Annotated in this window: 30 protein-coding genes; 16 read left to right on the top strand and 14 right to left on the bottom strand. The window is 61.6% G+C overall.

Going from position 1 to position 24,529, the window contains the following annotated elements; all coding sequences use genetic code 11:
- Nucleotides 1-99: 99 nt before the first annotated feature.
- Complete coding sequence (locus ACMC5O_RS12585) at nt 100-645, bottom strand: hypothetical protein (RefSeq protein WP_187708494.1); 546 nt, start codon at nt 643-645, stop codon at nt 100-102.
- Here ACMC5O_RS12585 and ACMC5O_RS12580 point away from each other — a divergent pair.
- From ACMC5O_RS12580 to ACMC5O_RS12555, 6 genes are all read left to right on the top strand, one after another.
- Nucleotides 598-1,491 (top strand): hypothetical protein, encoded by an 894-nt coding sequence (locus ACMC5O_RS12580; protein WP_187708495.1) that lies wholly within the window; start codon nt 598-600, stop codon nt 1,489-1,491. The genes ACMC5O_RS12585 and ACMC5O_RS12580 overlap by 48 nt on opposite strands.
- A 79-nt stretch (nt 1,492-1,570) precedes the next feature.
- The gene (locus ACMC5O_RS12575; protein WP_187708496.1) at nt 1,571-2,152 is read left to right on the top strand and encodes a fasciclin domain-containing protein; all 582 of its coding nucleotides are present in this window, start codon (nt 1,571-1,573) and stop codon (nt 2,150-2,152) included.
- An 89-nt stretch (nt 2,153-2,241) separates the two neighbouring features.
- Nucleotides 2,242-3,345 carry a DNA polymerase III subunit beta gene (gene dnaN, locus ACMC5O_RS12570; RefSeq protein ID WP_187708497.1) on the top strand — a complete coding sequence of 368 codons (1,104 nt, stop codon included), beginning with the start codon at nt 2,242-2,244 and terminating at the stop codon, nt 3,343-3,345.
- Nucleotides 3,342-3,662: an antibiotic biosynthesis monooxygenase gene (locus tag ACMC5O_RS12565; RefSeq protein ID WP_187708498.1), complete on the top strand. Its 321-nt coding sequence runs from the start codon at nt 3,342-3,344 to the stop codon at nt 3,660-3,662. The genes dnaN and ACMC5O_RS12565 overlap by 4 nt, the downstream gene beginning before the upstream one ends.
- Before the next feature lie 17 nt (nt 3,663-3,679).
- Nucleotides 3,680-4,738, top strand: a complete 1,059-nt coding sequence (gene recF / locus ACMC5O_RS12560; protein ID WP_187708499.1) for a DNA replication/repair protein RecF — start codon at nt 3,680-3,682, stop codon at nt 4,736-4,738.
- A 185-nt stretch (nt 4,739-4,923) separates the two neighbouring features.
- Nucleotides 4,924-6,396, top strand: coding sequence for a DEAD/DEAH box helicase (locus tag ACMC5O_RS12555; protein WP_426692956.1), 1,473 nt, complete (start codon nt 4,924-4,926; stop codon nt 6,394-6,396).
- Here the strand turns inward: ACMC5O_RS12555 and ACMC5O_RS12550 are convergent.
- Nucleotides 6,393-7,790 (bottom strand): M20/M25/M40 family metallo-hydrolase, encoded by a 1,398-nt coding sequence (locus ACMC5O_RS12550; protein ID WP_187708501.1) that lies wholly within the window; start codon nt 7,788-7,790, stop codon nt 6,393-6,395. The genes ACMC5O_RS12555 and ACMC5O_RS12550 overlap by 4 nt on opposite strands.
- 187 nt (nt 7,791-7,977) lie before the next feature.
- Between ACMC5O_RS12550 and gyrB the strand changes: the two genes are divergently transcribed.
- Nucleotides 7,978-10,473: a DNA topoisomerase (ATP-hydrolyzing) subunit B gene (gene gyrB, locus ACMC5O_RS12545; RefSeq protein ID WP_426692955.1), complete on the top strand. Its 2,496-nt coding sequence runs from the start codon at nt 7,978-7,980 to the stop codon at nt 10,471-10,473.
- A 360-nt stretch (nt 10,474-10,833) separates the two neighbouring features.
- Here the strand turns inward: gyrB and ACMC5O_RS12540 are convergent, their stop codons facing one another.
- Entirely contained in the window at nt 10,834-11,733 is a 900-nt protein-coding gene (locus ACMC5O_RS12540; RefSeq protein ID WP_187708502.1) for a LysR family transcriptional regulator, read from the bottom strand.
- Nucleotides 11,734-11,851: 118 nt separating this feature from the next.
- Between ACMC5O_RS12540 and ACMC5O_RS12535 the strand changes: the two genes are divergently transcribed.
- The 4 genes from ACMC5O_RS12535 to ACMC5O_RS12520 all read left to right on the top strand — a co-directional run bounded on the left by ACMC5O_RS12535 (nt 11,852) and on the right by ACMC5O_RS12520 (nt 14,716).
- Nucleotides 11,852-12,181 (top strand): nuclear transport factor 2 family protein, encoded by a 330-nt coding sequence (locus tag ACMC5O_RS12535; RefSeq protein WP_187708503.1) that lies wholly within the window; start codon nt 11,852-11,854, stop codon nt 12,179-12,181.
- Nucleotides 12,182-12,186: 5 nt separating this feature from the next.
- Nucleotides 12,187-12,993: an SDR family oxidoreductase gene (locus ACMC5O_RS12530; RefSeq protein WP_222949844.1), complete on the top strand. Its 807-nt coding sequence runs from the start codon at nt 12,187-12,189 to the stop codon at nt 12,991-12,993.
- Nucleotides 12,994-13,069: 76 nt separating this feature from the next.
- Nucleotides 13,070-13,900 (top strand): alpha/beta fold hydrolase, encoded by an 831-nt coding sequence (locus tag ACMC5O_RS12525; protein WP_187708504.1) that lies wholly within the window; start codon nt 13,070-13,072, stop codon nt 13,898-13,900.
- Nucleotides 13,901-13,954: 54 nt separating this feature from the next.
- Nucleotides 13,955-14,716 carry an alpha/beta fold hydrolase gene (locus ACMC5O_RS12520; protein ID WP_426692954.1) on the top strand — a complete coding sequence of 254 codons (762 nt, stop codon included), beginning with the start codon at nt 13,955-13,957 and terminating at the stop codon, nt 14,714-14,716.
- A 52-nt stretch (nt 14,717-14,768) separates the two neighbouring features.
- On the opposite strand, the gene ACMC5O_RS12515 is transcribed toward ACMC5O_RS12520, so the two are convergent.
- Nucleotides 14,769-15,869 carry a tyrosine-type recombinase/integrase gene (locus tag ACMC5O_RS12515; RefSeq protein ID WP_187708505.1) on the bottom strand — a complete coding sequence of 367 codons (1,101 nt, stop codon included), beginning with the start codon at nt 15,867-15,869 and terminating at the stop codon, nt 14,769-14,771.
- Nucleotides 15,870-16,409: 540 nt separating this feature from the next.
- On the opposite strand from ACMC5O_RS12515, the gene ACMC5O_RS12510 reads away from it, so the two are divergent.
- From ACMC5O_RS12510 to ACMC5O_RS12500, 3 genes are read left to right on the top strand one after another with little or no spacing between them, the layout of a single operon-like run.
- Nucleotides 16,410-16,745, top strand: coding sequence for a hypothetical protein (locus tag ACMC5O_RS12510; RefSeq protein ID WP_187708506.1), 336 nt, complete (start codon nt 16,410-16,412; stop codon nt 16,743-16,745).
- Nucleotides 16,742-17,335, top strand: coding sequence for a hypothetical protein (locus ACMC5O_RS12505; RefSeq protein ID WP_426692953.1), 594 nt, complete (start codon nt 16,742-16,744; stop codon nt 17,333-17,335). The genes ACMC5O_RS12510 and ACMC5O_RS12505 overlap by 4 nt, the downstream gene beginning before the upstream one ends.
- 26 nt (nt 17,336-17,361) lie before the next feature.
- Nucleotides 17,362-17,718 (top strand): hypothetical protein, encoded by a 357-nt coding sequence (locus ACMC5O_RS12500; RefSeq protein ID WP_426692952.1) that lies wholly within the window; start codon nt 17,362-17,364, stop codon nt 17,716-17,718.
- A gap of 33 nt (nt 17,719-17,751) precedes the next feature.
- On the opposite strand, the gene ACMC5O_RS12495 is transcribed toward ACMC5O_RS12500, so the two are convergent.
- Nucleotides 17,752-18,162 (bottom strand): hypothetical protein, encoded by a 411-nt coding sequence (locus tag ACMC5O_RS12495; protein WP_187708508.1) that lies wholly within the window; start codon nt 18,160-18,162, stop codon nt 17,752-17,754.
- Nucleotides 18,163-18,422: 260 nt separating this feature from the next.
- Nucleotides 18,423-18,815 (bottom strand): hypothetical protein, encoded by a 393-nt coding sequence (locus tag ACMC5O_RS12490; RefSeq protein WP_187708509.1) that lies wholly within the window; start codon nt 18,813-18,815, stop codon nt 18,423-18,425.
- A gap of 110 nt (nt 18,816-18,925) precedes the next feature.
- Between ACMC5O_RS12490 and ACMC5O_RS12485 the strand changes: the two genes are divergently transcribed.
- Complete coding sequence (locus tag ACMC5O_RS12485) at nt 18,926-19,762, top strand: helix-turn-helix domain-containing protein (protein ID WP_187708510.1); 837 nt, start codon at nt 18,926-18,928, stop codon at nt 19,760-19,762.
- A 43-nt stretch (nt 19,763-19,805) separates the two neighbouring features.
- Here ACMC5O_RS12485 and ACMC5O_RS12480 read toward each other — a convergent pair whose 3' ends face one another.
- On the bottom strand, nt 19,806-20,258 hold the full coding sequence (locus ACMC5O_RS12480; protein ID WP_187708511.1) for a DUF6869 domain-containing protein: 453 nt from the start codon (nt 20,256-20,258) through the stop codon (nt 19,806-19,808).
- 98 nt (nt 20,259-20,356) lie between these two features.
- Between ACMC5O_RS12480 and ACMC5O_RS12475 the strand changes: the two genes are divergently transcribed.
- Complete coding sequence (locus ACMC5O_RS12475; protein WP_187708512.1) at nt 20,357-20,653, top strand: hypothetical protein; 297 nt, start codon at nt 20,357-20,359, stop codon at nt 20,651-20,653.
- A gap of 44 nt (nt 20,654-20,697) precedes the next feature.
- Here the strand turns inward: ACMC5O_RS12475 and ACMC5O_RS12470 are convergent, their stop codons facing one another.
- The 7 genes from ACMC5O_RS12470 to ACMC5O_RS12440 all read right to left on the bottom strand — a co-directional run bounded on the left by ACMC5O_RS12470 (nt 20,698) and on the right by ACMC5O_RS12440 (nt 24,517).
- Nucleotides 20,698-21,213 (bottom strand): arsenate reductase ArsC, encoded by a 516-nt coding sequence (locus ACMC5O_RS12470; protein WP_426692951.1) that lies wholly within the window; start codon nt 21,211-21,213, stop codon nt 20,698-20,700.
- A gap of 90 nt (nt 21,214-21,303) precedes the next feature.
- Nucleotides 21,304-21,696: an MAPEG family protein gene (locus tag ACMC5O_RS12465; protein ID WP_187708514.1), complete on the bottom strand. Its 393-nt coding sequence runs from the start codon at nt 21,694-21,696 to the stop codon at nt 21,304-21,306.
- A complete protein-coding gene (locus ACMC5O_RS12460) occupies nt 21,693-22,040 on the bottom strand; it encodes a hypothetical protein (protein WP_187708515.1) in 348 nt (115 codons plus the stop codon). Before ACMC5O_RS12460 ends, ACMC5O_RS12465 begins: the two co-directional genes overlap by 4 nt.
- Nucleotides 22,041-22,080: 40 nt before the next feature.
- A complete protein-coding gene (locus tag ACMC5O_RS12455) occupies nt 22,081-22,830 on the bottom strand; it encodes a hypothetical protein (protein WP_426692950.1) in 750 nt (249 codons plus the stop codon).
- A gap of 83 nt (nt 22,831-22,913) precedes the next feature.
- Nucleotides 22,914-23,117, bottom strand: a complete 204-nt coding sequence (locus ACMC5O_RS12450) for a helix-turn-helix transcriptional regulator (RefSeq protein WP_425506885.1) — start codon at nt 23,115-23,117, stop codon at nt 22,914-22,916.
- Nucleotides 23,114-23,371, bottom strand: a complete 258-nt coding sequence (locus tag ACMC5O_RS12445) for a hypothetical protein (RefSeq protein ID WP_187708517.1) — start codon at nt 23,369-23,371, stop codon at nt 23,114-23,116. Before ACMC5O_RS12445 ends, ACMC5O_RS12450 begins: the two co-directional genes overlap by 4 nt.
- Before the next feature lie 399 nt (nt 23,372-23,770).
- The gene (locus ACMC5O_RS12440) at nt 23,771-24,517 is read right to left on the bottom strand and encodes a ParA family protein (protein ID WP_187708518.1); all 747 of its coding nucleotides are present in this window, start codon (nt 24,515-24,517) and stop codon (nt 23,771-23,773) included.
- Nucleotides 24,518-24,529: the final 12 nt, after the last annotated feature.

Raw genomic sequence — 24,529 nt, 5'->3', positions numbered from 1 at the left:
ATCTGCGGTTCAGCCTGGTGCCGTAGGACGTTCCCATTCAGTCCCGAGGAGTGGAACGGGCCCGTGACAGGGCCGTTCTAGCTGGGAACCAATAGGAGATTAGTGATGAGGAAGCTCATCCTTGCAGCCGGTGTCGCGGCATTTGCGATGGCCGTTCCGGCAGCCGCCAAGCCCGACAAGGGCGGCGGAGGACATGGTGGCAACGCCCAGGCCCAGCGTGGGGGCGGCGGAGGCCAGCAGGTACAGCGTGGCGGAGGCGGTGGTGGCCGCCAGATGCAGATGCAGCGCGCCGAGCGCCATGGCGGCGGCGGCGGGCAGCGTGCTTTCCAGATGCAGCGTGGTGGCGGTGAACGCCAGGCGCAGCGCATGGAACGTCGCAGTGGCGGTGAACGCCGATTCGCCAACTTCCAGTCGAACCGCAACGAACGCCGCGCACAGCGGGTCGAGCGCCAGAATCATGGCAACCGCGACTTCGCGCGCATTGACAATCGCGGCCGCAACGCCGCTCGCGTCGAAAACCGCGATCGGATCGGCCACGACCAGCGCATGGCGTTCGACCGCGGTCAGGTCCGCGGCGACCGGCGCGAGCTGGCGCGCGTGAACAACATTGACGCCGCTCGTTATCGCGACGATTTCCGTCGCCATTCGGAATGGCGCGACTGGAGCGACGGCGATTGGGACCGGCACTATGCCTATCGCGGCATCCCAGCAGCCTATGTCGGCTGCCCTCCGGGCCTAGCCAAGAAGTCGCCGGCCTGCGTGCCTCCGGGCCTCGCGAAGCAGCACTACATCGGCCATGCGCTGCCTTCGTTCTACGCGTCGAACTACCTGCCGCTCGGCCTTCGCGACATCTATCACGACAACGATGACTATTATTATCGTTGGGGCGACGGGTACGTGTATCGCGTCGACCGGGGCGACAATCTTATCTCGGCACTGCTGCCGCTGATCGGTGGCGGTTACGGCGTCGGCCAGCAGTTCCCGTATTACAACCAGCCCAACTACTACGTGCCCGACTATTACCAGTCGTTCTATCCGGACACGCCGTACGAATATTATCGTTACGACAACGGCTATGTGTACCGGCTGGATGCGGGCTCGGGCATGATCGAGGACGTCATCCCCCTTCTCGATCGCGGCTATGGCCTCGGGCAAATGCTCCCGGCAGGGTACAGCTACTACAACGTGCCGTACCAGTATCGGGACTATTACCGCGACACGCCAGAGTACGCGTACCGTTACGCTCCAGGTGCGATCTATCAGGTCGATCGCGACACGCAGCTGATCACGGCGATTTCGTCCCTGCTGACCGGTGGACTGTCGGTGGGTCAGCCGCTGCCGGCGTCTTATTCGGCGTACAACGTCCCGTTCGCCTATCGCGACCGATATTACGATAGTCCGGACGCATGGTATCGCTACAGCGACGGCTACATTTACCAGGTCGATCCCACGACCCAGCTGATCACGGCGATGGTCCAGGCCCTCGTCTGATTTTGGAAGATATGGATCGCAGATGGCCCGGCGTGCGTTGCCGGGCCATTTCGTTCTCAGAATGAATATGGAGGAGGCAATGACCTTCAGACTGTTTGCCGTGACAACGGCCGCGCTCGCGCTTGCAGTCGCCGGCTGCAACAAGACTGACACCACCAATGGCGCTGCGCCCGACCAGCCAGCGCAGGCCGCGAAGGCCGCGGGCGATCAGACGATCGCCGCGGCGCTCGACAAGAATGGACGCTTCTACCAGGCGGCTCATGCTGCGGGACTGGATTCCACCCTCGCGGGTCCGGGGCCGTACACCGTGCTCGTTCCTCGCGATGAGGCGTTCGGCAAGGTCGAAGGCGCACTCAAGGATTCAGGCAATCCCGAAAACCGCGCCGAACTGACCCGCGTCCTTACGCTGCACATCCTGCCGGGCACCGTACTTGTCGATGACCTCGCCAAAGCCGTGGACAACGGCAAGGGCAAGGCACTCATCCAGACGATGAACGGTGAAACCCTCACCGCGACCAAGGATGGTGGCAAGGTGGTCCTGACGGATTCTTCGGGTGGGAAAGCCACCATTGTCGACGGCGACCAGAAGCGCTCGAACGGAGTGGTTCAGTACATCGACACGATCCTTACGCCGTCGGCACAGGCCGCCCCGAAGAAGTAAGCGGTCCGCATTAGCCTTTCCTGCTTCCAAGCAGCCGAACGCTCGCTATAAACGAAGCGAAATCGGCATGTTTGGGGGCAGGACGACGCATGAAAGCGACGATTGAACGGGCGACACTCCTCAAGAGCCTGAGCCACGTCCAGTCGGTCGTGGAGCGCCGCAATACGATTCCGATCCTGTCGAACGTGCTGATCGAAGCACGCGATGACGGATCGATCCGCCTGATGGCGACCGACCTCGATTTGCAAGTCGATGAAAGCATCCAGGCGAATGTATCGACGGCCGGCGCGACGACCGTCTCCGCGCACACCTTGTTCGACATCGTCCGCAAGCTTCCGGAAGGGAGCCAGGTCGAGATCAACGCCGCCGAGGGCAAGATGCAGCTCTCCGCAGGCCGCGCGCGATTCAACCTTTCGACACTGCCGCGCGACGACTTCCCGGTAATCGCCGAAGGCGACCTGCCGACCAAGTTCGAGCTGCCGGCGGCGACGCTTCGCCAGATCATCGACAAGACGCGCTTTGCGATCTCGACCGAGGAGACCCGCTACTATCTGATGGGAATCTTCCTCCATTTGGCAGACGACCAGCTGAAGGCTGCGGCAACTGACGGGCACAGGCTCGCCCGCGTGACCGTGCCGAAGCCCGATGGAGCGGACGGAATGCCGGACGTGATCGTCCCGCGGAAGTGCGTTGCCGAGCTTCGCAAGCTGCTTGAGGAACTCGAGGGTACCGTCGAAGTCTCGATGTCGCCGACCAAGATCCGCTTCGGCCTCGGCAGCGCTGTCCTGACCAGCAAGCTGATCGACGGCACGTTCCCGGACTACAACCGGGTCATTCCAACCGGAAACGACAAGCTTCTTAAGCTTGATCCGAAGAGCTTCGCGCAGGGCGTCGACCGTGTGTCGACCATCGCCAGCGAGAAGACCCGCGCGGTTAAGATGAACGTCGATCGCGACAAGGTGACCCTGTCTGTTACTTCGCCCGAGAGCGGCACGGCGACCGAGGAAATCGCGGCCGATTACGGCTCCGAAGGAATCGAGATTGGATTCAACGCCCGATACCTGCTCGACATCCTCGGCGAGATCGATGGCGACACGGTCGAGGTCCACCTGGCCGATGCCGCGGCTCCCACTCTTCTGCGTGAGAACGACAAGAGCCCGGCGCTCTACGTCCTCATGCCGATGCGGGTGTGACGGTCTGCCGTCTTTGGCGCGGGTGGACGACACCCGAAAATGCAGCAGCCTATGAGCGCACTGTTCGCAGCGAGGTCATCCCTGCGATCGAGGCGCTAAAAATCCCCGGCTTCCGCCACATCGACCTGATGAAGCGCGACCTTGGCAGCGAGGTCGAGTTCATGACCTGCATGTGGTTCGACAGCATCGAGGCGATCAAGGCGTTCACTGGCGAGGATTACAGCGTCAGCCACGTACCGGCTGCGGCGCAGGCGTTGCTTTCCCGCTTCGACGCTCGCGCTGCCCATTTCGAGGTTCTCGACCGCCGCGAGCAATAGAGGCTAAACCGGCTCAAGTGCCCGTAAGCCGCCTCGCCCTCACCGATTTCCGTTCCTATCCGTCTGCGCTCATCGAGCCCGGTCCGGGGTTCGTCCTGCTGTCGGGCGAGAACGGCGCCGGGAAAACCAACCTCCTCGAGGCCGTGTCATTGCTAAGTCCCGGCCGCGGACTGCGTGGAGCCGCGCTATCCGAAATGGCCCGGATCGGCGGAGGCGGAGGGTTCGCGGTAGCCGCGCGGCTCGGCGACGTCGAGATCGGAACAGGGACCCAGACGTCAGCGCCCGAGCGCCGGCAGGTGCGGATCAATTCCGCGCCGGCGTCCGTCAACTCACTCAGCGAATGGCTGTCAGTGCTTTGGCTGACGCCGGCGATGGACCGGCTCTTCCTTGGCTCGGCTGGCGACCGCCGTCGGTTTCTCGACCGGCTCGTTCTCGCTCTCGAACCGAGCCATGCGCACCATTCTTCGCGATACGAGGCGGCGATGCGCGCGCGCAACAAGCTGCTGGCTGACGATGGATTGCCCGACCCGTCCTGGCTCGGGGCGCTCGAACAACAGATGGCGGAGCATGGCACGGCGATTGCCGGAGCGCGCTCGCGAACGGTCGCCGAACTCGAACATCGGCTGGAAGGTGCGCCGGACGACCAATTCGCCCGCGCGGCAATCCAGTTGGACGGCTGGGATCAGGCCGATCTTGCGGCGCAGCTTCGCGACAGCCGAAGCCGGGATACTGCCGCCGGCCGCTCGATAATTGGGCCGCATCGGCAGGATTTGCTCGTCAGTCACCGGGCAAAACAGATGGAGGCTTCCCGCTCCTCAACCGGCGAACAGAAGGCGCTGCTCCTCGGGCTCGTGCTGGCACATGCCGAGGTGGTCGCCGAGCGCCGTGGCGAACCGCCCATTCTGCTGCTCGATGAGGTCGCCGCCCACCTCGATCCGAAGCGCCGCTCGGCGCTCTTCACCCGCCTCGAAGGGCGCGGCCAGGTGTGGATGACGGCGACCGAAGCGGCGCTGTTCGACGGCGTTGGAGAGGCTAGCCGTCTCCATGTCGAAGGGGGCGCTGTCCACCGTATCTAGACTTTTCGTGTTTTACCTCTATATTGCACTGCAGCACGAAGCGCTTTTCAAGCGGCGTGAACGGTCTCGACAAGTTTGAGGACCCGGCCCGCGCTTCGATCGATTTTGCTCTCCAATTCACGCGGGGCGCTTTTTTGACCCCCTCGGACCGCGCTTTGCGCGGCCGTTTCATATTGGAATTACCATTGTCATTTCATAATCTTGGCCTGTCCAAGCCCCTTCTCGACGCGCTTGCGGCGAAGAATTATTCGCAGGCGACGCCAATCCAGCATCAGGCGATCCCGACGGTCCTGACCGGCCGCGATCTCCTCGGCATTGCACAGACTGGTACCGGCAAGACGGCGGCGTTCATGCTGCCGTCGCTCGACCGCCTGGCAGCCAATCGCAACATTCCTAAGCCGGGCCAGATCCGGATGCTGGTGCTTGCGCCGACCCGCGAACTCGCTTCGCAGATCGCGGTGAGCGCTGAGACCTATGGCCGCTTCATGCGGCTGTCTGTCGGCGTCATCTTCGGCGGCGTTCCCAATTCGAAGAGCGTGCGCACGGTCGCGCGCGGTCTCGACGTCCTCGTTGCTACGCCGGGCCGCCTGCTCGACCTCATCGACCAGCGCGCGCTCAGCCTTCGCGATCTCGAAATCCTCGTCCTCGACGAGGCCGATCAGATGCTCGACCTCGGCTTCATCCATGCGCTGAAGCGCATCGTCGCCTTGGTCCCGGCAAAGCGCCAGACCTTGTTCTTCTCGGCCACCATGCCGAGGGCAATCAAGGAGCTTGCCGACAAGTATCTGACGAACCCGGCCGAGGTTGCGGTGACTCCCGTCGCCAAGACCGCCGATCGCGTCGATCAGAAGGTTGTCATGGTCAACCAGCCGGAAAAGACCGCTCTCCTGACCATTCTCTTGCAGACCGAAAAGGTCGAGCGCGCCCTGGTCTTCAGCCGAACCAAGCATGGAGCCGACAAGATCGTCCGGATGCTCAATGCCGCAGGGGTCGCGGCCAGCGCCATTCACGGCAACAAGAGCCAGGGCCAGCGTGAGCGGGCGCTAGCCGAGTTCCGTTCAGGTCAGACGCCGGTCCTGATTGCGACCGACATTGCCGCGCGCGGGATCGACATCCCGGGTGTCAGCCATGTCGTCAATTACGACCTTCCCGAGGTCCCGGAGCAATATGTCCACCGTATCGGCCGGACCGCTCGCGCGGGCGCCGAGGGCAAGGCCATTGCCTTTTGTTCATCGGAGGAGCGCGGACTGTTGCGCGACATCGAGCGGCTGACGCGTCAGAAGATCGAAGTTGCTCCGCTTCCGGAGAACTTCGTCCAGGCGGCTGCCGAACTGAAGCGGCTCAAGCCCGCTCCCAAGCAGGCCGAGGAACAGCCGCGGCGTTTCCACTCGCACGGCATCAAGGCGGACCGCCGCTTCGACGGCCAGCGCCGCGAGCAGCGCAACGAGCGTTCCGGTGAACGGTCAGGCCAGCAGCGTTCGGGTCAGCAGCGGCCGGAACATCCCCGCGCAGGCCAGCAACGGACCGATCGACCGCAGCAGCAGCGTCATCCGCACCGCGCCGATGGCCATGCCGCACACCGTCCCGAAGGCGGCCGCCCGAAGCGTCCGTTCCGCGGCGGGCGCGGTCGCCCAGGCGGCCGTCAAGCTCAGGGCTAGTTCGCGTAGGCCTTGATCAGGTCGTAGAGATAATCTCGGCCGACGTAGAGCGAGCGGACTTCGATCCGCTCGTTCAACCCATGGGCTCCATTTCCATCGGGATCACCCCAGGCGCCCGGCACCCCGTATGTCGGTATGCCGGCTGCGCCTAGGAAGGTCGCGTCGGTGTAGCCGTTAGCCATCGACGGAACGACGGGGACGCCGGGGAAATATTTTGCCGCCAGTCTTGCGGCAGGCTCCATGATTTTCGGATCGAGCGGCGGAGCTGGGGGTGATGGGCGAAGCGGCGGGATGGCCGTCAGGTTTACACCCTCATCGCCGATGACCTTTGCGAGCTCCGAGCGAATTTCGTCGACCGAATGTCCGGGAAAGATGCGGCAGTTCACGAAGGCGCCGGCACGCTGCGCGAGCGCGTTCTTGGCGTGCCCACCGTCCAACATCGTGGCGACGCAGGTCGTCCGAAGATTGGAGTGGAGAAACGGGTCCTTGTTGACGATCGCTTCGGCTGCCTTGTCGGCCTGGTTCGATGAAAGCGCGACCATGGCACGCCCGACTTCGTCCTTCCGTCCGGTTCCGGATTCGCGGAAATAGGCTCGCGTCGTCTCGCTCATTTCCAGCGGGAATTCGTAGCCCTGCAAGCGGACAAGGGCCTGCGCGAGCTGATAGATTGCATTGTCGGGCCTCGGCACAGAGCTGTGGCCGCCCGGGTTTCGAGTCTCGAGGCGGTAGGTCGCGAACGTCTTTTCGCCGACCTGCATTGCCTGTTCGACAACCCTCCCCTTGCCGTCGGTGGTCCCGCCGCCGCCTTCGTTAAGCGCGAATTCGGCATCGATCAGGTCGCGCTTGTTCGCGGCCAGCCACTGCGCGCCATTGAAGGCGCCGTTGGTTTCCTCGCCGCAAGTGAGGGCGATCTTTACCGTGCGCTTCGGCTTGTATCCCGATTCCTGGAAGCGGATCAGTGTGTCGACCAGGGCGGACGCCATGGCCTTGTCGTCCAGCGAACCGCGAGCATAGAAATAGCCGTTCTCCTCAATCAGGGTGAAGGGGTCGCGGACCCAGTCTTCCTTCTTCGCCTCGACCACGTCGATATGGGCGATGCCGAGGATCGGCTTCAGCGTCTTCGAGGTGCCCGGATAGATGGCAACAAGACCGCCCTCCTTCGGATGAGCGGGATCGACAAACAAGGTGATCTGGCTTTCCGGGAGGCGGGCTTCTCTCAGACGCGCAGCCATGCGTTCTGCGGCCAAGGTGCAGCTCCCACTGCTAAGCGTCGTATTGGTTTCGACCAGCTCCTTGTAGAGGGCCCGATACTCGACCTGGTCGGGCCGGAGCGCCTGGGCTGAAACGGTCTGAGCGGTAAATGCGAGCGCGATTACAGCGGCGGATCTAAGCATCTTGCCCCCTGCTTCGCCGCCATGGGAGGGCAGCGGCGACACGCTTCACCTTTCACGGCTGGCGCGCAAGGGCGAAGCTCGAAATCTCCGGAAGAATTCCTATATTGGGGAGGAGTGACTCACGCGCGCGTGCGCGCACGCGCGTTTCCGTGAGACTTTTCCCGTTTTTCTCCCTATCCCGGACATCATGGCAACCGATCCCAACAGCAATTCCTATGGCGCCGACAGCATCAAGGTCCTCAAGGGCCTCGATGCGGTGCGCAAGCGTCCCGGCATGTACATCGGCGATACCGATGACGGCTCAGGCCTCCACCACATGGTGTTCGAGGTCAGCGACAACGCGATCGACGAGGCGCTGGCCGGGCACTGCGATCGCGTCCTGATCACGCTCAATCCGGATGGATCGGTCTCCGTCGAGGACAACGGCCGCGGAATTCCGACGGGCATCCATGCCGAGGAGGGCGTGTCGGCGGCCGAGGTCATTATGACCCAGCTGCACGCCGGCGGTAAGTTCGAGAACACGTCCGACGACAATGCCTACAAGGTTTCGGGCGGTCTCCACGGCGTCGGCGTTTCGGTCGTCAATGCGCTCAGCGAATTCCTCGACCTGACGATCTGGCGCGACGGCGAAGAGCATTACATGCGCTTCCGTCACGGCGATGCCGAGGCTCCGCTGAAGGTCGTCGGCAAGACCGACAAGCGCGGAACGAAGGTGACGTTCCTTCCAAGCCCAGAGACCTTCAAGATCCTGGACTTCGACTTCGACCGGCTGGAGCACCGCTTCCGGGAGCTTGCCTTCCTCAACTCGGGCGTTCGCCTCGTCCTCCAGGACGCTCGGCACGACGAGCTGAAGGAAGTCGAGATGCATTACGAAGGCGGGATCGGAGCCTTCGTGAAATATCTGGACCGCGCCAAGACTCCGCTGATTCCGGACCCGATTTCGGTCACCGGCCAGCGCGACGACATCGGCATCGAAGTCGCGCTCGAATGGAACGACAGCTATTACGAGCAGGTCCTCTGCTTCACGAACAACATCCCGCAGCGCGACGGCGGCACGCACCTTGCGGCATTCCGGGCGGCGTTGACACGCACGATCAACAATTACGCCGACAAGTCAGGTGTGCTTAAGCGCGAAAAGGTGAGTCTGACTGGCGAAGACATGCGCGAGGGCCTTACCGCCATCGTTTCCGTGAAGCTCCCCGACCCGAAGTTCGGCTCGCAGACCAAGGACAAGCTCGTCTCGTCCGAGGTCCGCCAGCCGCTCGAAAGCCTGATGGCCGACAAGATGGCCGAATGGCTCGAGGAAAATCCTGCGCACGCGCGGACGATCATCCAGAAGATCATCGACGCTGCCGCCGCGCGCGAGGCTGCCCGCAAGGCGCGCGAAGCCAGCCGCAAGTCTGTGATGGGCATCGCCTCATTGCCCGGCAAGCTGCACGACTGCTCGGAGCGCGATCCCGCCAAGTCCGAGCTGTTCCTGGTCGAGGGCGACAGCGCCGGCGGATCCGCAAAGCAGGGCCGCGACAGCAAGTTCCAGGCGATCCTTCCCCTCAAGGGCAAGATTCTGAACGTCGAGCGTGCCCGCTTCGACCGAATGCTGTCGTCGAAGGAGATCGGGACCATCATCCAGGCGCTCGGCACCGGCATCGGCCGCGAGGAATTCAACCTCGAGAAGCTGCGCTACCACAAGATCGTCATTATGACGGACGCCGACGTCGACGGCGCTCACATCCGCACGCTTCTGCTCACTCTGTTCTACCGGCAGATGCCGGAGCTGATCGAGGCGGGGCACCTCTACATCGCCCAGCCGCCGCTATACAAAGTCGCTCGCGGCCGGTCCGAAGTCTATCTCAAGGATGATGCAGCGCTCGATGAATATCTCGTCGATGCGGGTCTCGAAGGCCTCATATTCGAGAGCAAGAGCGGTCCGCGGTCTGGACAGGACCTCCGGACTCTCGTCGATCACGCCCGCCGAATGCGTACGCTGATGCGCTATGCGCCGCGCAGGTATGATTCGACCTTGATCGAGGGGCTGGCGATCAACGATGCGCTCAATCCAAAGCTCGATGATGCAGGCCGCGCCAAGGCGATCGTCAAAGTCGCCGAGTGGCTCAACAACGGCGACCCGGAAGCGCAATGGTCCGGCGAAATGTCCAGCGAGGGCGGTTATCTGCTCAAGCGTCTGTGGCGCGGGGTGACCGATGCCTACATCTTCGAGAAGGGTTTTCTCGTCTCGACCGAGGCGCGGAAGCTGGCGACCCTGGCCGGTGAGCAGGCAGCTACCTACGCGACGGTCGCTACGCTCAAGACGCTAAAGAAGGGTGCCGCCGAAGAGGCGAAGCCTGAGCCGGTCGAAGGCGAAGAGGGCGAAGAGCAGGCGGTCGAAAGCGACACCAAGGGGAAGACGGTTGTGGTCACGCGGCCGTCCGAACTTCTTGATGCCGTGCTCGCCGCGGGTCGTCGCGGTCTCAGCATCCAGCGCTACAAGGGTCTCGGCGAAATGAACGCCGAGCAGCTTTGGGAAACGACGCTCGACAAGGCGAACCGCTCATTGCTGCGGGTCGAAGTCGCCCAGGCCGATGTCGCCGATGAGATCTTCACGCGGCTGATGGGCGACATCGTCGAGCCACGACGGGAGTTCATCCAGGAGAACGCGCTCAGCGTCGCGAACCTGGACGTCTAAGGAACTGCTCTCAACGGAACCGATAACTACGATTTCGGAAGCGATTAAGCCGGTTGCGGAAGCATTAAAGCCGGAATTGGGGCGTTTTCGACGGGCCGGTGGGTGAAATCGCTGGGCCTCGCGGGGAGTTCATCCAAGAGATGCTGATCGGCCTTGCGAGTGGTTTGGGCCGGGTTTGTTCTGGAATCAGCCGATTGTCTGTCTCGTTCAGGCGGTTGGCTGTTCCGGACAACCAATAACCTGTCTCAAAGATAATTTGCGCTTCGGAAGCAATTAAGGCGTCTGGGAGGCCGAACTTGGCCGTTAGCGGACCGTCCGCTGCAGAGGGTCATTGCACAATTGCAGCCTTCGGCATGGCGTTTAAACCTGCGAATTAATTTCTCGCGCTAGTTCGACGAGAGCACGGAAGGCCGCCGACGGGTTTCGCCTGCTTGGATAATAGAGGCAAAGAGGCGGGACATTCAGGGCCCAGTCCCCCAGCACCTCGACGAAGCGACCTTTCTCGATATCCTCACGCACATCGGCCTCCATGAAGTAGCCGAGGCCGACGTGGCTCAGCACCGCCATTCGGGCCAGCGAAGCCTCGTCCAGCGTGAGTGGGCCGCCCACGTTGATCTTCACTGTCTTGCCGTCCTTCTCGAACTGCCACGGGTAAGGCGCGCCGTTTGGTAGACGAATGCAGATGCAGCGGTGTTGGGATAGTGCGCTCGGCACCTCGGGAACGCCCGCGGCCTGGAGATAGGCCGGTGTCCCGACGACGACGTGACGGCGAGCCGACTGTAGCGGAACGGCGATCATGTCGTGGGGCACCAGGTCGGCCGCGCGAACTCCGAGGTCGAACCCCTCGCCGACGATGTCGACCAGCCGTCCCTCCGTGACGATGTCGACATGGACCTGGGGATAGCGTTCGAGGAACTGCAGCACCAGAGGCATCACCGCCTCACGGGCTGCGGTCGGAAAGCTGTTGATGCGGATGGTCCCGGACGGCACTTCCTGATGCGAACGCGCGATGTTCATCGCATCGCCGATGTCCTGAAGTGCCGGCCCGACCTGGTCGACAAAGCTTCGACCCGCATCGGTCAGCGAGACGCTCCGCGTCGTGCGATTGAAGAGACGCACGCCGAGCTCCCGCTCCAGCTTGGCAACGGCATTGCTCAGTGCCGTCGTCGACACGTTAAGTTCGAGTGCGGCGGATCGGAAGGAGCCGCGCCGGGCGATTGCAAGAACGGCCTGCAGGCCAAACAGTCCCATCCGGGACATTGTCCCTCCTATCGCAACAGCACGTCCTGCTTTGTCCCGATTATCGAAGGGAAGGCAAGCGTCTAAGTGAGGCTCGACCAAGCTGCCACGTGCGGCGCCACGGCCGGAGGACCTCGACATGACCATCGATCTGCCAATCCCGATCACGCGTTACTTCGCGTTCGACGCAGCGCGCGATCTCGACGCCCTCGCCACCTGCTTCACGGACGATGCAACGGTGAAGGATGAGGGCCAGGTCTACGAGGGGTGCGAGGCAATTATTGCCTGGAAGCGAGGAGCGGGCTCGAAATACAAATACACGGTCGAGCCGTTCGCAGTAGCCACGGAGGGCAACCGCACGATCGTGACGGGCCACTTGGTCGGCAACTTCCCCGGCAGTCCGGTAGACCTGCGCTACGGCTTTCGCTTCGACGGCGACCGCATTGCCGACCTTGAGATCGGGGCGTGATGGTCATGAGCGCAAGCAAGACCATGCATTGGGCAGATTCTTCCGAGTTCATCGGCAAGAACGTCGTCATCAGCGGAGGAACGAAGGGTGCCGGCGGAGCGGCTTTTCGTCGCTTCCAGGCTGGCGGAGCAACGGTGATGACGGCAGCCCGGTCCGAGCGGCCGGATTTCGTCCCCTCGGACCTCTTCGTTCAGGCCGACCTCGGGACGGTCGACGGGGTCGAGCTGTTCGCCGCGCAGGCACTGGAACGGATGGGAAGGATCGACATCCTCGTCCACGTCCTTGGCGGGTCGAATTCGCCGGGCGGTGGGTTCGCGGCGCTTCAGGAGAGCCATTGGGCAAGGGAGCTGAACCTCAACCTGCTGAGTGCCGTCCGGCTTGACCGGGCACTTGTACCCCGAATGGTCGCGAAAGGCGCAGGAGCGATTATTCATACCGGGTCGATCCAGCGCAAGCTGCCATTGCCCGAGTCCACGACCGCTTATGCGGCCGCCAAGGCAGCGCTGGTCGCCTACAGCAAGGCGCTATCCAAGGAGGTCGGCCCAAAGGGCATTCGCGTCAACGTGGTCTCGCCGGGCTGGATCGCGACGGAGGCAGCAAAGGCGCTCGTAGAGAGGATCGCCGCCGACGCGAAAGTGGACGAGCAGGAAGCCACCGGCAGGATCCTTGCTTCTCTTGGCGGGATCCCACTCGGGCGGCCGGCTCGGCCCGACGAAGTTGCGGAGCTGATGGCCTTCCTCGCGTCCGATCGTGCCGCCGCCATCCATGGCGCCGAGTTCACGATCGACGGCGGGACGGTCCCGACCGCCTGACGCCCGATCATCGAAAGCCCTGGCGGCATTAGAAGAGAACACTGGCGCTATCGCACTAACTGGAAGGAGAAAGCAGATGGGATACGTAACGACGACGGACGGCGTACAGATCTTCTACAAGGACTGGGGCGCTAAGGACGATCAGCCGATCATGTTTCACCATGGCTGGCCACTCTCCTCTGATGACTGGGACGCGCAGCTCCTCTTCTTCGTCAACCAAGGTTACCGCGTTATCGCCCATGACCGGCGCGGCCACGGGCGTTCGGAGCAGGTGCCGGGCGGCCACGACATGGACCATTATGCTGCCGATGCTGCGTCTGTGGTCGATGCGCTCGGTCTTCGGGATGTTGTTCACGTCGGTCACTCCACCGGCGGCGGTGAAGTCGCGCGCTACGTAGCTCGGGCAGAGGCAGGCCGCGTAGCGAAGGCAGTGCTGATTGGGGCGGTGCCACCGATCATGGCCAGAACCGACGCCTACCCGAATGGACTTCCAATCGAGCTGTTCGACGGGTTTCGTGCGGCGCTAGCTGCAGACCGGGCGAGCTTCTATCACGGTCTGGCATCCGGCCCATTCTATGGCTTCAATCGCGACGGCGTCGAAGCGAAGCCCGCAGTCATCAGCAACTGGTGGCGCCAAGCGATGATGGGCGGCTCGCTCCCGCACTATCAGGGAATCAAGGCCTTCTCCGAGACGGACTTCACCGACGATCTGAAGGCGATCGATGTTCCGACGCTGATCCTGCACGGCGACGACGATCAGATTGTCCCCATCGACCAGAGCGCCAAGCTTGCCATTGAGCTGCTCAGGAAGGGCGAGATCAAGATCTATCCCGGTTTGTCCCATGGCATGGCCACCATCAACGCGGACATCATCAACGAGGATATTCTCGCCTTCATCACCGGGTGACGCTCGGACGAAGCCTACCTTGTCATCGCAACATCTCGCCTAAGGAGAACGATCATGAAAAACGCCAAAAGTATTCTGCTAGCCGCTGCAGCACTTGGCCTGTCCTCCGTCGCCAACGGGCAGACGGCCAAGAATGTCGTGCTTGTCCATGGTGCCTTCGCCGACGGATCAGGTTGGAGGGGCGTGTATGATGAGCTGACGTCTCGCGGTTTCCGTGTCAGCATCGTGCAAAACCCGCTCACTTCATTCGATGATGACGTGGTCGCAACGAAGCGAGTGCTCGCCCGCCAGGACGGGCCGACTATTCTCGTTGGCCACAGCTATGGCGGAAGCGTGATCACTCAGGCGGGCGGTGACCCGAAAGTAGTCGGGCTCGTTTATGTCGCAGCCTTCGCTCCAGAGGTCGGCCAGTCGACCCTCGACCAATATGCAGAAGTCGCTCCCCCGCCGAACTTTGTCCCGGAAGAATCGGCTGATGGGTTCGCGACTCTCAACAGGGACAAGTTCAAGGCTGGCTTTGCAGGAGACGCAAGCAACGACGTCGCGGCATTTCTGCGGGATAGCCAGGTCCCGATCGCTATGGCGGCATTGAAGGCCAAGGTGACGTTCGCGGCGTGGAAGACAAAGCCAAGCTGGGCGGTGGTGGCCACGCAAGACGGAGCAATTGATCCAAGGCTGCTGCGCAGCACGGCGCGACGGATTGGAGCCGTCACCACCGAGGTCAAGGGCAGCCATGTCGTGTTCCTCACTCAACCAAAGGCGGTAGCAGACGTGATCGAACAGGCCGCGATGAAGGCCCAAGCAGCAACGCGATGAACGTCCGCTCGCGGGCTAGAGCGACCGGTCTGTGAGCGTCTGAGAAGGGCGCTTATCGGACGTTGCGCATCACCGCGGCGAGCTTCGATGACGCGGGAGCCAGGTGCCTGGCGTAGGCCAGCGGCTGCCGTGGCGACGTCCAGCGCAAACCCTGCATGATTGCGCCGATGTCGACCCCGGCGGCGAACAGGTCCTGGTCGCAGCCGACGCGCAGCGAGTGCGCCGACATCTCCTCCACGATCTTGTCCGCCTCGGCCTGCGACAGCTCGCCGCGTTCAACCATCGGCGCCAAATGCGCGGCGAGCCGTTGCTTGAGGATCTTGGCGACGGCGCTTTCGTGCAGGTGCCCGCGCGGCGAGATACGGTACGATAACGATTGGAATACGTAGCCCGCTGTTAGTTCGGCGGCCTCCTGCCACACTGCGACGTGGTGCATCGTCCGGGCCGACATCCACACCCGCGCGCCCTCGCCTTCCTGGTCGGTCTTCGAGCGCGGCAGGAACAGCGCCGCTTCGCCGCTCGGCAGCGGCTCGAAATGCTCGACCCGCGCCCGGACCACTTCCGAGCGCCTCAGCCCGGCGTCGTAGGCGCACGACAGCAGGGCGCGGTCGCGCAGGCCGGCGGGGTTGGCGGGAATGCTCTCGAGCAGTGCCAGCAACGAGATAGGGTGAGGCGCGTCGGTGTGGACGTCGCCCACCTCGCCCTTGATCCGCAGCCCCAGTGCCTGGCGGACCGGCCGGGTGTCGGCTTTGCGGATCTCCTTGAGCTTCCAGCGCACCGTGTCGTCGACCGGGGAGGGCAGGCCGGCGAGCTGATGGAGGCGCACCGCCGAGGCGACCAGGCGGTCGATCGACGCCTTGGCGCTGCCGGCGCGGGCGCGCTCGTCGACGAGGATGAAGCAGTCGCCCGGCGCCAGCGGCAACGCCGGGCGGCCGCGGCGCTGCTGGAACGCGTCGATGTGCTTGAGGTCGGAGCGCAGCGCGCGCAGCGTGTTGGGCGAGGCGGCGCCGGCGAAGGCGGCGATGGTGCGGTGGACGGTCTCGCCGGGGACCTCGGGGCCGAACGCCGCGCGCAGCAGGTCGGCACGGAAGCCGTCGGCGGGCGCAACCGGGGCGCCGGGAGCCGGTTCGGCAACGGGCAAAGCAGCGGCCATTGGCGGCTCCATGAACGCGGCGAAACGGCGGTCCGGGTAATAGGACGATAATCACCAGTAAAGGCGATAAGGGTCATTATCGTCCTATCTCCGTTCAGCCGGAAATCGGGCCCAAAAACCGGTGTCGGAGTCGACCCCGAAAATCGCGAACGATTTTGCCGAAATCGTTCCGCAAAACGGCCAGTTCGTATCGTATCCGTAACGAAAATAGCCATTAAAACCGCTGCGTTTCAGCGACTTGCGCGAAATGTGACGCGCGGCACGCAATGGGACAGAATGGGCTTCCGAGAGCCCGAATCTGGGTCTTTGTGGATGCATCTTGCGCGTCCGACGAGCATCTGCGACGCTGCTTCCGCCACCGTAAAAGGCGGTGGTGGGGCCTGCTAACCCCTCGGTGCTGTCGACCGGTCGCGAGCTTCGTGGCCGGGTGGCCGCCGCGCATGTCCAGGGTTCGCCTAAAGGCGGCGGTCCTGGAGCGACAGCCCAGGCTTAGCAGCACCCGGCTTTGCGCCGGCGCCCCAAACTCGAAGGAGAACTGGGGTGCTGTTCTACTTTCCAGCTGAGATCGAACTCACCGACCTGCGCGATGCGCTCGAGCGCTACGCAAGCTTTCTCGACGAAAGCCCGCTCGAATCAGCTTCCTCCATCCAGATCTCTATGCTGGGGTGGAAAGGCTACGATCGTTACGAACTGCGAAGCCGTGGCGGATGGACGCCGTACGTCATCTTCGATCGTCTCCACGACCTCAACAATAAGCCCCTCAACGAATGGGTCCCGCGGCTCTCCAGCGCTCTCTCAGATAACCACGTCGACGAGAAGCACCGCACCGGCGATTGGCTCGGTCCGAATGGCAACCGAGATACCTCCCCAAGATGAAGCCAAAATCCCGGAGACCGTCGATCGCAAAAACTAGCGACGATCCACTGCGCGATTGGGACGAATGGCTTGCGCAGCGTGGCGGAAGGGTCAGCCTCGAGGAAGTCGTTGCGTCGGGCAACCACCTGCTGTTTGCCGGGATGCTCCTCAAGGGTTTCCGCAAGGCCGCGCGGCAGGCCGTGTTCGACCGGTTCGAACTCGAAGCTGGAAAGCGCGGCTTTTCCCAGACCAATCCTTCGACGGGCTCGTTCTTCTTCATGATCGACTGCGTCGCGAGCGCCTGGAGGCTGACTGAAGAGGAGAAGCTCGCGCTGATGGGCTTGGAAAGCGCTGCCGACCTCCAAGCGCTCCGCGGCCAGCCCTTTCAGGACGTTTCGCCGGAAACGTTGGAGCGGGGCGCCATTCTCCTTGATATCTTCATCGCCCTGAACGCGATCCTGCCGCGGGAGGCCGCCGACCGATGGATCCGCGCGCCGAACAAGGGACCGCTATTCGACGGCAGGTCCGCGCTGGTCACGATGATTGAGGGGGGCTTGCCCGCGCTTCGGAACGTCCGCCTGCACTTGCGGGCGGAGGCCGCCGGGAATTGAGCGGGACACCCGAGGGAGCGATGTCGATGGTGTACCACGATGCCGAACTGCGAGATTGGGCTGTTCAAAGGTTTGAAGGGTTCGCAACGCTCGTGGGGAGAGTCTTCGGAGACAAGAAGAAGCGCTGGCCCGACGGCCGCCTGGTCCAAACCTCTCCCTTGCTTGCGCCTCGTTCGGCGAAACAGGGAAATGTCGTCGCCACGCTGAACTCCCACTACCTTCTTGTTGGGCCTCGTCGCAGCCTTCGCGATGCCCTGGCTCAACTAGTCATCCTTCACCTCGACGAGGCGCAAAGCATCGAGTTTGCAAAGGTCTTCGCGAAACCTCCCAAACCGAACAAAGCCCTTCGTGAACTTGGTCGATCGGAGCTGCCTTGGGCGTGAATTCTAATGTCCGGTTTCGACCCAAAGCGGACATTAGGATCCAACTGTTTCGGGCCTCCAAAGCCGCTTCGACAGGACTTGCCAAATCAGGGCTCCGATCACGCCACCTGCGATCAGCGAGGCTCCCGCTGCGACTTCGAACCATAGCGGACCATCGACGCGTCCCTGTGTATAAAGATAGGTCGTTTCCACGCCGATCAGTATGAACATAGGCATGATATGCAGCCAGGGATGCCTGCCGGCGATGCTCACGGTGACGATCGCACCAGCCGCCGCTGCCACCGGCGTCAAGACTCCGGCAAGAGCTATGGTGTTCAGGCTGTCATGGTAGCCGACCCCACCTAGTACGGCTTCCTGTACGAACCACGCACCGGCCACGAAGACCAAATAGCCAATCACGATCCCGGCTGCGCTTCGCGCGGCTTTGACCCAGCTGTTTGCCATTGTCATTGCTCCTTCCAATAAACCGTCCTGCTTCACGTGGAATCGTTGGACCATAGCCGGTTCAGTGAGGTCGAAGCTTTGGTTTCGACGGACCGATGAGGTTTTCTACGAAGGCGCGGTCGAAGAAAGAGGTTTGCGGAACAGAGCCGAATGTCAGTTTTCCACCCAAAGAAGACATTCAGAACCGCGCATGTCTGGCCCGGGCACATTCAAGCCCGGGCCTACATTGCGATTAGTGACAGGCAGTTCCCCTGACGTCTCTAGGCTGGCGAGGCCCAAAGGGACTCACGCAGTCCACGCCACTCAAGCGCTGCGAGGGCTAGCACCGCGACCGCCTGCCCGCAGACGGCCGCCAAGCCCAAGCCGGTAATGCTTGGGACTAGTCCGAGCGAGACGAAGCTGGCGGCTGCCCAACCAACGTTGCCGAACACGACAACTCGCACCAGCGTGGGTGAACTCCGCTCGCGTGTCCCCAGCCAAAGAATGAAGAGGCCGACGAGAACGAGCAGAATCGCCGCCTCGGTCAGCATAGCGATGGGAAGCCCGAAAAGCGGGCTGAGCAAGTCAGCCGTGCCGATCAGCGACGCTGCCATCGCGAGGCAGCTTGCAGCATCCAGCTTCAAGACAGTGCGCAGAAACGATGAAAGTTGCATGATCCAATCTCCTTACGACTAATGCGTGGAGCAAAATCTGCGACTTACGGTCGGCAATCCATTACCTGGGAAGTAATGGCGCCCAGAAGTCCTCTCGACGAGAAGGAGCTATGACCGCTCACGACAAACTGCTCGGCGACCAGCTCAAGAACTGGCGAAAGCGGCGGCGCATGAGCCAGCTGGATCTTGCCCTGGAAGCGGAGATCAGCAGCCGACATCTGAGCTTCATTGAGACCGGCCGCTCAATGCCCTCACGCAATATGGTCCTACGGATTGCTGAAACGCTCGAACTTCCCCTCCGCGAGAGGAATAGCCTCTTGCTGGCAGCCGGTTTCGCGCCTGACTATCCGCAGCGAGCATTCGATGACCCGGTCCTCAGCGCAGCACGCGCGGCGGTCGAACGGATCATTGATTGCCACATGCCGTTTCCGGCTTTGGCGGTGGACCGTTACTGGAACCTGCTTCACGCGAACGCCGCGGTTCAACATTTGATGGTGGGTGCAGCCGATTATTTGCTCTCGCCGAATGCCAACGTGCTCCGTTTAAGCTTGCACCCAGACGGTCTCGCCGGACGGATACTCAATCTGTCGGAGTGGAAAGCGCACGTTCTGCATCGCCTCGGCCAGCAAGTGCGCGCTAGCGCAGATTCCAGGCTTGAAGAACTTCTGGAGGAATTGAGGAGTTACCCTGCGCCGGCTTCCGACAACCCACATACTTTGTCGGACTTCGTGTCGCCTCTGATCTTCAGTTCTCCACTAGGCAAGCTCTCGTTCCTCTCGACCACAACCATATTTGGCACTGCCAACGACGTCACCCTTTCGGAAATCACGATCGAGAGTTTCTTCCCCGCCGACGCTCCAACTGCCGAGAGGCTCACGAAATACAATGGTGCGGCGGCTGATAAAGGTCGTGAGGGGGCTTATCGGCTGCAAACGGATGGCGGCTAGCGTCCGCTCTCGACCCAAAGCAGACATTACGTCGTGAAGCCTTTTAGGATGATCTCGGCGGCAGAGAGTCGGGCGATGGCTCTTCATGGGGACCAGTCATTCGAAATCTCTCGATTGCTGCCCAAGCCTCGTCCGACACCGCGACTTTGAACGGATGGCTGAGTAACCAACGAAATCGCGCAGACTTTCGTGCTTCCGCTACGATCCGAGCCAAAAGCTCCGAGGAAGGGTCGCGTAACACGTCTTCGAGTGGTCCACACGCAAGCTGCGCCAAGAACACCGGCTCATCGGACCGCGAAGCACCTAGCGCCACATATGCGAGAGCCTTTTCAGGATCGTCGGAATGGCAGGTTATTATCTCTGAAAAATCGTCCGTCCATTCACCCTCACCCGCCGCGAAATAAGCGGCATATGCGTCGAGTTGTTGGATCATCTCGTCGGTGTCATGCCGAGCCAACGCATGTTCAAGTTCATCCGAGTATCGCTTGTCGGGCATGTATCAGCACGTAAGCAAAGGAGGTTTCGAAACCTTCTACGGCAAGAGTCAGATTTCCACCCATTGCGGACATTGGCGGATTGTCTGATGCTGGATGGATGACGCTACAGCCGCTCTGGAAGGGCAGTGAAGTGCTCCACAAGCTGCTTACCGATTATCTCGGTGGCAGGATCGACACCACGCTGTTCTGTGACAACTTCGAACAAGCGTTCAACCTCGACGTTGACCAGCGCGATCTGACGCCGCGAGAAGAAACTGCCTTCAAACGGCTCTTCGATGAAGTCGTCTACTTCTCACCGTTTCCGGAGGAGCGAGCACGCATTCCGAACTACCGGAGTGAGGAGCAGATACGCCAAGCCGCCGGCGCTGCCAAAGCGGAGCTAGCGACCGAGTAGCTAATGGCAGCTTTCCACCCATTCCGGACATTCGAGGCTTTGGTCTAGGCAGCGTCTTGGTCGCTAGTCCTGCCAATCTCTCGCAAATGGGTTTTCAAGCTCATCTCATCGATGCTCTCCAACGGGAGAGCAAGGAACAACCCGATGCGCCGCTGAAGGGCGTAGAAAGCATTGCGGAACGCCTCTGCCTGGCGCTCGCCTTCGATTGCCGCAGGGTCTTCAATGCCCCAATGAGCCGTCATCGGCTGTCCAGGCCAAACGGGGCAAATCTCGCCTGCCGCGTTGTCGCAAACGGTGAACACAAAATCGAGCGGGGGCGCATTTTCGGTTGCGAACTCGTCCCAACTCTTGGAGCGATACCCGCCCGTCGGAAAACCAAACTCGTCCAGGAGCCGGAGAGCTTCGGGATGGACTCGGCCCTTTGGATAGCTGCCCGCCGAGAAGGCTCGGAAGCGGCCTGCGCCTTCCTTGTTCAAGATAGCTTCCGCGAGGATGGAGCGAGCGGAGTTGCCTGTGCAAAGGAACAGGACGTTATAGGTTTCCATCGTGGCGGCCCCCATTTTCGGTAGCCCCTTGGCACGGCATAATGACAACCACGTGACCGCCATTGTCTGCATTCCACCCCACACGCACATTCGGCTCGATATTTCTCACGACCAAGTCATCAACAGCAGAATGGCCGTGATCAGGATTGATGTTTGCGATCCGGTCATCCCGACGATCCGCCCCAGGTCATCTGTACTTGGTCGGGAGAGTCCAATGGCGTGAGCGAACCGGCCAATCACAAGGGACGAGCCAGCGAGATGCAGCCACAATGGCGGGCTGCCAGCGCTTTCGGCAAGCGTTAGAAGCAAGAGTGCGAAGGGCGTATATTCGGCGAAATTGTCGTGGATCCGGACACGCCGTTCTAGATCTGGATCCCCGCCCGATCCAAACGCTATTCGCTTGTGTCGGCGGATGAGAATGATCCGGACGCTCAGGACCAAGAACAGCAAGGCCAGCGGGACAGCGTAAATCGCCGTAATTGGGAGCTGGTGCGTCATCCTTGGAGCAGGCTTGGCCAGCTGAGGAACAACACGATCGGCCAGGTGAGCACAATCGCGATGAAAGTAATCGTCGGCCCCCACGGGATCGGCTCGCCCGCGCGCCACGCATTGGCGGCCGCCGTCGCAAGCCAGAGCGACTTGTAGACGACCTGTAGGACTAGAACGCCCGCCATCGCTCTGGGCCAAGCCAACCCGATCGCCGAGCAGACCAAAATCCCGGCCCATAGCGCTGCGATCAGCAGCCGAAGCATGCGCGACCCAACGACCTCTGGCCCTAGGATCCGCTGGGCCGGGCCGAACCACAGAGTGGCCACGACTGGTACGAGTATAGCGATGTTCACCAGGTATGCGGTGCGCAACAATAGGCTGGCTATTTCCATTTTATGCCGCTGCTGCCGGAAGTCGCGCTGCGCGCCTTCGAGCTGCATAGGTCCAGCCCGTCACGATAGCAGCACCGACGAGGCTCACCGTCACTATCGTCCACCGGCATTCACGGCTGTTCGCAACGGCAATTGCGATCAATGCCCAGACAATCGCCGCTGCGTAAGATGCATTGCCGCGCGACGCTGAAGCGACACAAGCGGCAAGCACGGTTCCCGTGGCGAGCGCCAGCATAGTCCAGGCCGGCAAACTTAAGCCCCAAAACGGAAAGCCTAGATCGACGGCGATCTCCGTGAAGTTGGCGAAAACCGCAATGGTCAGCCATCCGGCGTAGAGGCCGAACAGTGGAAGCGCCAGCCAGTCGGCGAATGCCCGGGACTCATCATCGTCCGGACTAACAGCGAGAAGGGCGTAAACGGCCAATCCGAGCATCGCCAGAATGGTTGGAACGGTTCCCCAGAATGGGCCGAACCTCGCGAACAGGAGCCAGACGGTCGACAGCAGGAATAGACAACTCGCTGGCAAGAAGATGCGCTGCAGCAATGGGCTGACGCGCGTCGAAAAGAACTGCGCTCCCGAGTACACGACCCCAAGCCCGTAAATGATTCCCCAAATCGTGAACGCGTAATTCGCGGGCACTATGGGTGTTGGTGGACGCCCCGCTCCCTTATCGAAGCCGTCGAAGAAGAGAAGCAATGGCGCCCCCGCCTGCGTCAGCGCGAGGACCAGAAGGATGATCTTCAGGGGCATCCCCTCGGATTGCTCCGCTGCCTTTAGCCAATCCAGATGGCCTTAGGGCCATGGTGGGTTCCACCGCCAAATGGCCAGCATATTCATTCGTCCCCGAAGATCGCTTCCAGCGGGCGCTCGAACAAGCGCGAGATCTTGAACGCGAGCGACAACGACGGGTCATGCTTGCCGTTCTCGATGGCGTTGACGGCTTGCCGGGAGACGGCGAGACGTTCGCCTAACTCAGCCTGACTCAACCCACGCTGAAGGCGCAGTTCTCTTACGCTGTTTCTCAACGTGCGGATCACTCTTGGTTGAAGGACTGGTCAACGAGCCAGCTCAAGATCGCCGCCGGAAGAACTGCAGCGTAAAGAAACACGCCCCAGAACACGCCATTAAACTCGTCGTACGTGCTGGGGAACCAGAAGCCCTTGTCGGCCGCAATGGCGGAATAGAGGACTGATACGAGGGCTAGTCCAGTGAAGATCGCATACGCGAGACCCATGGCGCGGCCACGGAGCCGAAGCTCGAACTCGTCGAGCGCCTTCACTTCTTCTCCCACTATTCGCTGAATTGAAGAACTGAAGACGGGCATGCATGAGACCAAACCCGCGGAAACCAACCCAAAGCCTGCAATGCTGTTCGCAAGTGTGTCAGGTCCGGTCGCCAAGAGCAAAGCACCAGCCGGATAGGTGACAAGTGACGTTGCCGTCAGAACTCGGAGGAGCGGTATAGATAGTTCGCGTGGACCGTTCGAGGCTCGATAGAAAAGCATGACGCTCTCCCTTAGTGTCAGGAATACCTGACATACGCGGGATCAAAGGAGCTGTCAACTAAACCTGACATACTTAATCCGCTCCTGCATTCCATTGTCCATCTTTGCAGCCCTCAGAGCATCCGTGAACAATTTCGAAAGGCGCATTGCAGCGTCAGCGGAGGGCCTGGTTGAGGCGCGAGGAATTTAGCGCGATGCCGAACGAAGGTCGGCAAGCACTCGCTCGACCTTCCGCCATAGGAGTGCCGTGATTTCCACCGGCATTGAGTATCGGGGCAGAAGCTCGCCTATCGGCGCCCGCTCCTCGCTAACGCGTTCAAACGCGCTCGCCATTGGAATGACCGGCCAATTGGGATGTTCTTCCAACTCCCGGATATGAATTTGTCGTCGCCGATCGACCATTGAAAAGAGTGGAATCAATCTAACTTGTGGGCCCTTCGTCCTCCGGAGATGTTCGCTGATCACGTCGAGCGCTCGTCTCGACAGAGCCGCTGGAATTACTGGTACAAGGATCAGGTCCATTGCTCGCATGATCTGCTCCGACGTTTCGGTCAGGCCGGGCGAGCAGTCCACGATGATTCTGTCGTAGTCTCGCGATAAGTCAGCGGTGGCTTTCGCTAGCCGCCGCCGTTTTCCAAGATCCTGGAATCGACGCTCTAAGTTTCGAAGAGATGGATCGGATGGGAGGATATCAAGTTTCTTATAGCCTGTTCGTCTGGCCATCGATGGCAGATCGTCTTTTTCGACGATCCGCGAGCATAGGTCACTACCCGCGCTTTGCTGCCTGAGAATGTACGACGCCCCACCTTGAGGATCGAGATCCCAAAGTAGAGTGCGACGGTGGTACAATACTGCGCTCGCCCATGCGAGATTCACCGCGAGTGTGGTCTTTCCCACACCTCCCTTGGCGCTATAGATTCCAATTGCTGCCATTCAAAAAACCGC

Origin of the sequence: Sphingomonas sediminicola (assembly GCF_049991885.1) — a bacterium.
Lineage (GTDB): Bacteria > Pseudomonadota > Alphaproteobacteria > Sphingomonadales > Sphingomonadaceae > Sphingomicrobium > Sphingomicrobium sediminicola.
The sequence above is the reverse complement of the archived record's forward strand: the minus strand, read 5'-3'. Positions and strand labels throughout refer to the sequence as shown.

Coding starts and splice junctions, on each gene's coding strand:
- ACMC5O_RS12585 (WP_187708494.1), bottom strand. CDS start 645: ATGGCGACGGAAATCGTCGCGATAACGAGCGGCGTCAATGTTGTTCAC.
- ACMC5O_RS12575 (WP_187708496.1), top strand. CDS start 1,571: ATGACCTTCAGACTGTTTGCCGTGACAACGGCCGCGCTCGCGCTTGCA.
- dnaN (WP_187708497.1), top strand. CDS start 2,242: ATGAAAGCGACGATTGAACGGGCGACACTCCTCAAGAGCCTGAGCCAC.
- ACMC5O_RS12550 (WP_187708501.1), bottom strand. CDS start 7,790: ATGCTTAGATCCGCCGCTGTAATCGCGCTCGCATTTACCGCTCAGACC.
- gyrB (WP_426692955.1), top strand. CDS start 7,978: ATGGCAACCGATCCCAACAGCAATTCCTATGGCGCCGACAGCATCAAG.
- ACMC5O_RS12540 (WP_187708502.1), bottom strand. CDS start 11,733: ATGTCCCGGATGGGACTGTTTGGCCTGCAGGCCGTTCTTGCAATCGCC.
- ACMC5O_RS12535 (WP_187708503.1), top strand. CDS start 11,852: ATGACCATCGATCTGCCAATCCCGATCACGCGTTACTTCGCGTTCGAC.
- ACMC5O_RS12530 (WP_222949844.1), top strand. CDS start 12,187: ATGAGCGCAAGCAAGACCATGCATTGGGCAGATTCTTCCGAGTTCATC.
- ACMC5O_RS12525 (WP_187708504.1), top strand. CDS start 13,070: ATGGGATACGTAACGACGACGGACGGCGTACAGATCTTCTACAAGGAC.
- ACMC5O_RS12520 (WP_426692954.1), top strand. CDS start 13,955: ATGAAAAACGCCAAAAGTATTCTGCTAGCCGCTGCAGCACTTGGCCTG.
- ACMC5O_RS12515 (WP_187708505.1), bottom strand. CDS start 15,869: ATGGCCGCTGCTTTGCCCGTTGCCGAACCGGCTCCCGGCGCCCCGGTT.
- ACMC5O_RS12505 (WP_426692953.1), top strand. CDS start 16,742: ATGAAGCCAAAATCCCGGAGACCGTCGATCGCAAAAACTAGCGACGAT.
- ACMC5O_RS12500 (WP_426692952.1), top strand. CDS start 17,362: ATGGTGTACCACGATGCCGAACTGCGAGATTGGGCTGTTCAAAGGTTT.
- ACMC5O_RS12495 (WP_187708508.1), bottom strand. CDS start 18,162: ATGGCAAACAGCTGGGTCAAAGCCGCGCGAAGCGCAGCCGGGATCGTG.
- ACMC5O_RS12490 (WP_187708509.1), bottom strand. CDS start 18,815: ATGCAACTTTCATCGTTTCTGCGCACTGTCTTGAAGCTGGATGCTGCA.
- ACMC5O_RS12485 (WP_187708510.1), top strand. CDS start 18,926: ATGACCGCTCACGACAAACTGCTCGGCGACCAGCTCAAGAACTGGCGA.
- ACMC5O_RS12480 (WP_187708511.1), bottom strand. CDS start 20,258: ATGCCCGACAAGCGATACTCGGATGAACTTGAACATGCGTTGGCTCGG.
- ACMC5O_RS12475 (WP_187708512.1), top strand. CDS start 20,357: ATGACGCTACAGCCGCTCTGGAAGGGCAGTGAAGTGCTCCACAAGCTG.
- ACMC5O_RS12470 (WP_426692951.1), bottom strand. CDS start 21,213: ATGGGGGCCGCCACGATGGAAACCTATAACGTCCTGTTCCTTTGCACA.
- ACMC5O_RS12465 (WP_187708514.1), bottom strand. CDS start 21,696: ATGACGCACCAGCTCCCAATTACGGCGATTTACGCTGTCCCGCTGGCC.
- ACMC5O_RS12455 (WP_426692950.1), bottom strand. CDS start 22,830: ATGCCCCTGAAGATCATCCTTCTGGTCCTCGCGCTGACGCAGGCGGGG.
- ACMC5O_RS12440 (WP_187708518.1), bottom strand. CDS start 24,517: ATGGCAGCAATTGGAATCTATAGCGCCAAGGGAGGTGTGGGAAAGACC.